Annotated in this window: 5 protein-coding genes and 1 pseudogene; 1 reads left to right on the top strand and 5 read right to left on the bottom strand. The window is 61.6% G+C overall.

Features of this window, described 5'->3' with window-relative positions:
* Positions 1-5: 5 nt before the first annotated feature.
* Positions 6-1628 carry a thiamine pyrophosphate-binding protein gene (locus VGP39_RS00500; protein WP_327566153.1) on the bottom strand — a complete coding sequence of 541 codons (1623 nt, stop codon included), beginning with the start codon at positions 1626-1628 and terminating at the stop codon, positions 6-8.
* Between the two features lie 109 nt (positions 1629-1737).
* Positions 1738-2820, bottom strand: coding sequence for a YeiH family protein (locus tag VGP39_RS00505; protein ID WP_327566154.1), 1083 nt, complete (start codon positions 2818-2820; stop codon positions 1738-1740).
* 197 nt (positions 2821-3017) lie between these two features.
* Between VGP39_RS00505 and VGP39_RS00510 the strand changes: the two genes are divergently transcribed.
* Entirely contained in the window at positions 3018-3284 is a 267-nt protein-coding gene (locus tag VGP39_RS00510; RefSeq protein ID WP_327566155.1) for a hypothetical protein, read from the top strand.
* Positions 3285-3312: 28 nt separating this feature from the next.
* Here the strand turns inward: VGP39_RS00510 and VGP39_RS00515 are convergent, their stop codons facing one another.
* From VGP39_RS00515 to VGP39_RS00525, 3 genes and pseudogenes are all read right to left on the bottom strand, one after another.
* Positions 3313-4998 (bottom strand): thiamine pyrophosphate-binding protein, encoded by a 1686-nt coding sequence (locus VGP39_RS00515; protein ID WP_327566156.1) that lies wholly within the window; start codon positions 4996-4998, stop codon positions 3313-3315.
* A complete protein-coding gene (locus tag VGP39_RS00520; RefSeq protein WP_327566157.1) occupies positions 4995-6929 on the bottom strand; it encodes an alkyl/aryl-sulfatase in 1935 nt (644 codons plus the stop codon). Before VGP39_RS00520 ends, VGP39_RS00515 begins: the two co-directional genes overlap by 4 nt.
* Before the next feature lie 157 nt (positions 6930-7086).
* A pseudogene (locus VGP39_RS00525) lies at positions 7087-7416 on the bottom strand (zinc-binding alcohol dehydrogenase family protein); the annotation flags it as partial.

Consider the following 7416-nt stretch of genomic DNA (forward strand, 5'->3'; position numbering starts at 1 on the left):
GGTTCTCATCGGCGAATGATCGGAGCGGCCACGCTCTCGATCATGACGTTGATACAGGCAGGCCGGCGGCTTAGATAGGCGCGATCGAGCGCATCGGATAGACCAGCGGCGGTCGAAACAAGCGCGCCGAAGCCGCCTAGCGCCTCTGCCACGCGATCATAGCGGGACGGCAGAAGATCGCAATTTTTGGCGCGCTCCGCGCCGTATTGACGCAGCTGTATCTGATACTCGGCATTCCACCGCGCGTCGTTCCCGATCACAACAATCACCGGGAGGTCGTAACGCACGGCGGTGTCAAATTCGGCCATGTGGAACCCAAACGTACCGTCGCCCATCACGGCAACCACGGGATGGTCGGGACGAGCGAGTTTTGCAGCGATCGCAAACGGCAACGACACTCCGATTGTCCCGGCGACGCCATTGATAATTCGTCGATCGGTCTTCACGAAGGCCTGCGCCCATTGCCCGATCTCGCCGCCATCGGACACGAACGTCGCACCCGGGTGCTTTTCGACGAAATTGCTGACTGCTTTGCACATCTCAATCGGATGAACACGATCCGGAGATTTCGCGCGAACGGATTTCCATTGTGGCAGTTCATAGCCAACCATGTCGATCACGTGCTCGTGCCACCCCGATCGTTTCGCGCGCGCCACCGCGCTCCGTTCGGTCAGGGTATCGATCGCAGCCTGCGCGTCGGCGACTGCAGACAGAAGCAGCCGCTCCCCCGTTGCTTTTGCCACGCGCGCGATCAAAGCGGCATCGGGATCGATCACGATCCACTTGCAGGACGGCGATAATGCTTCGCCGAACCGGAGTGTGAAATCGAGCGGCTTTCCGATCAGCATCACGGGGTCAGCCTCGCTGAGGATTTCAGCGAAGGCGCCGAGGCCGGGATCGTTGACACCGCGCGGGCTTTCCATTCCGATAAACGGCACGTCGAGCGCGGCGGCGGCGTTCCGCATGACCTTGCGGCCACGTTCGGTACACATCGCGGGGCCGCAAATCACCAGAGGTTTTGCCGCCGCACGAAGATGAGAAACCGCCTGATCCGCGATTTCCGGCATTAGCGGCACGGCGCGAGGCCGAAGCTCTGCTTTCGTGATCCTCGTTGTCTGCTCATCAGCAATCGTCTGTTCAAGTAGATCACCGGGAAGGCTGACATGCACGGGACCGGGACGCCCTGTGATGGCAAGTTCGAATGCCTTGGCGATATCCGAACCCAGTGTCTCCAATACGGTTGCGGTCCATGACGCTTTCGTCACTGGGCGCGCGAGGTCGGCCTGCGCCATCTCCTGGAAAGCGCCGCAGCCGAGTTCGCCTAAGGGCGCGTGTCCGGACAGCAGCACCAACGGAGATTCCGACGCCAGCGCGTTATAGAGCGCCGCCACGGCGTTGCTGTGGCCCTGGCCTCCGGTTACGAGTGCGATGCCGGGGTCGCCGGTCAACCGCCCCCACGCATCCGCCATATGCACGCAGGCCGCTTCGTGCCGTGCGTGGATCAACTGGATGTTGGTCGACAGCAACGCGTCGAAAATCGGCATGATGTGGTTGCCGGACAGCGTGAAGATGCGCGTGACGCCGAAATCTTGCAGCGTCCTGCCAACGATGTCGGCGCCCCTGATCATGCGTTCTCCCAATGCGTTCGACACTGCCGGTCGATTTCGATGGCGCCGAAACCTGACATGGCGCAATCCTTCAGTAAACGGGTCATATGTCTAATATAAGAGTCAGAGATCAGGCGATGCGGAGCAGCCGGATCAGCGCGATGCTGATCGCGATGAGCACGATCAGCGAGACCACGACCGCGACGGTGACGCGGCCGCCGACGCGGCCGACCACGCGCAGGTCGACGCCAAGTCCAAGAGCTGCCATCGATATGACCGTCAATACTTTTGCCGAGGTCACGATCGGCCCCAGCAGCGGGTTTGGAATCAACCCGCCGCTTCGCGCTGCCGCAAGGACGAGAAAGCCGATGATGAACCAGGGAACGAGATAAAGCAGACCCGGTCGCGGCGCAGGCCCGGAGACACCGAGCCTCGAACGAAACAGCGACAACAGCACGACGACCGGCCCCAGCATCAGGACGCGCACCAGCTTGACCAGGGTTCCGAGCTGCGCACTGACGGCGCTGATCGGAACCGTCGCGGCGAGCACCTGAGGCACGGCATAGACGGTCAATCCCGCCAGCACGCCATATTGGGTTTCGGTCAGCGCCAGCAGCGGAATGAACAGCGGCAGTCCGAGCACGACGACCACGCCCAGAATCGCCGTGAATGCGATCGACGAGGCAATGTCGTCGCTGTCGGCTCCGATCACGGGCGCAACCGCCACAATCGCGGAATTGCCGCAGATCGAGTTGCCGCAGGCGATCAGGATCGAAACGCGCCGCGGCAGGCCAAGCGCGCGGCTGGTCGCGTAGCTCGCGGCAAGCGCCGCGATAACGGTCGCAACGATGCCGGAGAGCAGCGCCGGGCCCGAGGCCACGATCGCGCCGAGGCTGATCGATGCGCCCAATAGCACCACCGCGATCTCGAGCAGCGTCTTGGCGCTGAACGAAATGCCCGCGCCCCAGATGTCGCCGGGTTGCCAGAAACTGCGGACTGCGATGCCGAGAAGAATGGCGACCACCAGCGCCTCGACATAGGGATGGCCGAAAGCCGTCTCCTCCCAATTCTGCAAAACCATCGAGATGACGGTGATCAGAATACAGAGAATCAAGCCCGGTACGACGGCGGCGAATTTGGCAGGCGCTGAAGCGAGATGATCCCGCCAATTGAATGTGCCGTCACGCACGGATTGTTTTTGTCGGTCTTCCATCCGCGACTGCTGCGTTCGGTCCGCGAGTTCTATGTCTTATATAAGACTTGGATTTCGGCCGCGGTCCAGCGGGAAATCGGGCGCCTTGGAAAAAGATACTCCGCTGCAATGGCGCTGTAACAGGAACGTCTATGAAGCCCGCGCAATATGGAGAGTTGTATCCTTGAACTGGCGCGATTTTGCGGCATTTCTACAGCATGGCATCAACGAGCAACCAGAACCGCGATCAGGCCGCGCCCCTTCAACTGATGGAGCCCGACCTTGCGGCGTGGGCCGAGAAAATCACGATCAGTTCGACCAATGATCGGCGCGGTCTTTGGTACGGCGCTGCGTTGTTCTGGATCGTGGTGGCTTGCATTATTGCGGCGCGAATAGCGTTTGTCGACCCGAGCCGAATTCAGCCGGCCACGGCGCACTCCACGCTGGCTGGCGCATCGAGCGCTTCCCACGATACAAAATTGTAATCCGCTTTTTCCCCGGCGGCCCGCGGCCTCACTTTACCGAACCGTCCACCATCACCTCGATCAGTTTCGCTCCCGGCCGGGCGAATGCCGATTTGAGCGTGGACGCCAAGTCGTCAGCTTTCGTGATCCGGATCGCCTCGAGCCCAAGTGCCTTTGCGAGGCCGGAGAAATCGACCGGCGGATCGACAAAGTCCATGCCGACGAAATGATCGTCCTGATGAAAGGCGAGCAGCCGTTGCTTGATGATCCGGTAGCCGCCGTTGTTCACGATCACCACCGTCAACGACAGCTTGTGATGCGCCGCGGTCCACAACGCCTGGATCGAATACATCGCGCTGCCGTCGCCTGAGTAGCACACCACCGGCCGGTCGGGATTCGCAATGCTCACGCCGACCGAGGCCGGCAACCCCCAACCGATGCCACCCGACGCAAGTCCATGGTAGCCATAGCGATCGCGGTGCGGGCGTAGTGCCGACACGTATCGCGACGCTGTCAATCCCTCATCGACAAGGATGGCATTTGCCGGCATCGCGTCGACAACCTGCAGCGTCAGCCAGTCCGGATCGATCGGCGACGATTCTTTCTTTGTTTCGATTTGCTCGACCAGCCTTGTACGCTTCGCCGTCCAATTTTTCGATGCCAGCGCAGCGATGCCGCCCTTCGCGCGGGCATCGAGCGCAGCGCCGCCCGCGGTCTTGAGCGCAGGGATCAGCGCCCGCAGCGTTTCTTTGACGTCGGCCTTCAATGCGATTTCGGCCGAGTAATTCTTGGCCAAGTCCCAATCGACCAGGCCGATTTGCACCATCGGCAATCCGGCCGGCAGCGGATCGACTTCGCTATAGACCGACATCCGCAAGGGATCACCCCCGAGCACGATCATCAGATCGTGGGGAGCAAGAATTTCGCGGACCTGCGGTTGAATGCGCGGCAACGCACCCATGAAGCACGGGCTTTCCGACAGAAAATGCGCGCCATATGGCGCCGTCTGCTGCCAGGCGGGACAGCCGAGCGCCTCCGCGAACGCCGCGGCTTCATTCAGCGCGTCACTCTTTACGATTTCGTCGCCGACGACGATGACGGGACGTTCGGCCTTGAGAATGCGCTGCACCAGCGCCTGCAGCGATTCATCCGACGGTTTTACGCGCGTATCGATGCGGGTCGCGCGGCCAAGCTCGAGGCCGGCCTCGGAATTCAGGATGTCCCCGGGCAGCGAAATGAAGACCGGGCCGGTCGGCGGCGTCATCGCGACTTTTGCAGCACGGCGCACGATGCGCGGCAGGTCCTCGAGCCTCGTCACCTCGACCGCCCATTTCACCAGCGGCTCGGCGATCCGGACCAGCGGATCGTACAGCACCGGCTCCATCAGGCCGTGGCCTTGCTCCTGTTGACCTGCGGTCAGGATCATCGGCGTGCCGGTGAACTTTGCGTTGTAGAGCGAACCCATGGCATTGCCGAGTCCGGGAGCGACGTGGACGTTGCAGGCCACGAGACGTCCCGAGGCGCGGCTGAATCCATCGGCGATGGCGACCACCAGGCTTTCCTGCATCGCCATCACGTAAGTGAGGTCGGGATGCTCCTTCAGCGCATGCATGATCGGCAGCTCGGTCGTTCCCGGATTGCCGAACAAATGCGTAATGCCCTCGTCCTTGAGCAGCGCCAAAAATGCCGATCGCCCGGTGATGCGGTTCACCGCAGGCCTGATTTCCTTGTTCATGTCACCACCGTCCGTTTCGGTTCAACGATCTCGAACATGCGCGGGAATTCATCCATCAGCGCCATCAACTCAGCCAGCTTCATAGGGTTACCAGTGAATGCTATCTTTCCGGCAGCCATGGCTTCGGGGAACGTCGCCTTTTTCGCAATGACTTCGTCGAGCAGCGAACGCGGCAGGGTAAAGCTTGCGTCGGCGTTGGACGCCTGCATGCCTTCGGCATGGGTCAGTGCGCAGTTTTCCAGCGTAAGCACAAAATTCTCGCTGGTATCGGTGAAGACCCAATTCAGCACGATGGTCTTGCCCTCCGCCTTCGGACCGTTCAGCCGCACGCCGAGCATGTCCCACAATTGCCCGGTGCGCAGTGCGGCCAGTGTTTCGCGCGGCATCGACGGTCGCGACGGCGCCTTGGGGAGACCCTCCCGCAACTCCTGCGCGCCGAACAGATAGGCGTTGCGCCAGGTGGAACTCTCGGCGAGATAGCCGAGTTGTTCGAATGTATCGGCCAGCATTTCGCGCGCGGCAGCATTGTCTGGCTCGGCAAAGACGAGATGGCTCAATGCCTGCGCGATAAAGCGGAACTCGCCCTTGTCGAAATCCTGTCGCGCACGGCCGAGGATGGCATCGGCGCCGCCCATATATTCCACGAACTTTTTCCCCGCCTCCACCGGCGGCAGCGGATCGAGATTGGCCGGATTGGCGTCATACCAGCCGAGATACTTTTGGTAAATCGCCTTCACATTGTGCCGGATGTGACCGTAGTAGCCACGGGCGTGCCAAGCGCCGTCGAGGCTTTTCGGAAGCCTGATCGTTTCCGCGATCTCGGTCGCGGTAAGTCCGTGATTCAGCAGCCGCAGCGTCTGGTCGTGCGCGAACTTGTAGAGATCGCGTTGCTGGCGGATCATGGCGTCAACGCGCGCGGCACCCCACACCGGCCAGTGATGCTGGCCGCACATCGCCTCGGCCTTGCCGCCCCATAGCTGCAGCGCCTCGCCAAGATATTTCGACCAGGCCAGTGCGTCGCGCACGTCGGCGCCGCGGAACGGCAGCAGGTTGTGGAAATTGTGCGTGCAGTTTTCCGCAAGATTCAAGAGCTTGTAGCGCGGGATGTAGAAATGCATCTCCGCCGGCGCTTCGCTGTTCGGCGCCATCTGGAATTCGAATTCCACACCGTCGATGGTCCGCTTGTCTCCGGTCGCCTTGATCAGATCGGTCGGCCGCAGCAGCGCCACCGAGCCCGCCGCCATCGATTTGCCGAGCCCGCAATCGACCTGGCCGCGCGGACCTTTTTTCAGGAACGGCCCGAACTGATATTGCGCGCGCCGCAACATCGCAGGCCCCGCGATGATGTTTTCCGATACCGCGTGCTCCATGAACAGATCCGGCGCAATGATCGGGACGCGGCCGCTTGCCAGCATTGCATCATCGATCACGCCGCGCGCCCCGCCCCAATGGTCGGTGTGAGTGTGTGTAAAAATCACCGCGGCGACCGGGCGCCGTCCGCGATGCTCGAAGTAAAGCTCCATCGCGGCTCGCGCTCCCTCGATCGAGGTGAGCGTATCGACGACGATGACGCCGCTATCGCCTTCGATCAGCGTCATGTTGGCGATGTCGAGTCCGCGCACCTGATAGACACCGGGCACCACTTCGAACAGGCCGTGATTCATATTGAGCCGCGACTGCCGCCACAGGCTGGGGTCGACCGTCGGCGGGGCTTCCTCATCGGACAGGAAGCCATACGGCTCGAGGCTCCAGACCGTTCGGCCCGCTTCGGAGGTAATCTTCGCATTCTCGCGGGTGCCGAGAAATCCGCGGGCGGCATCGTCGAAATCGCGGGTGTCCGAAAACGGCAGCGCGGCGCGGGTAGCGGCGTGCTGCTTCACGACAGACGCGGATGCGTCCTTGGGGGTTTCGCCGCTGATTTGCTGTGTCATTGTTTCCCTTGTATTTCTTTACTTGTAGCCCGGATGGAGCGCAGCGCAATCCGGGGATCAGCGCTTCCGCATCGCAAGTCCCGGATTTCACGGAGTTTATCATCGGGCGCGCGTTTCGCGCGACCCGTTGGCTCCATCCTAGCTGCGAAGCGCATTGTCATGCCGAGGGTCTGAAAATGATGCGATCTCTGGAGGAACTGATGACGGCAAGATAGGCAGCCTTGGCATCTGCCAACGAATAAATCGCATCGGGCGAAATAGGGTACGGCTTGAGATAGCCGCTGGCGAAGCCCGGCAGCGCCTCACGCAACAGATCGCCGCTTTCGATCGACGAGAATGCCAGCGTATCGATGCCGACATAAGTGTGTCGGCCACGATAAAACTCCAGGATATTGAACTCGACGACCGGGTGAACCGCAGCAATCAGCACCTGCCGGCCGCCGAGCGCCAGCGACCTGTGCGCCGCCTGGAAATACGGATCGCCAAC

The sequence above is a fragment of the Bradyrhizobium sp. genome (genome assembly GCF_036009065.1).
Taxonomy (GTDB): domain Bacteria; phylum Pseudomonadota; class Alphaproteobacteria; order Rhizobiales; family Xanthobacteraceae; genus Bradyrhizobium.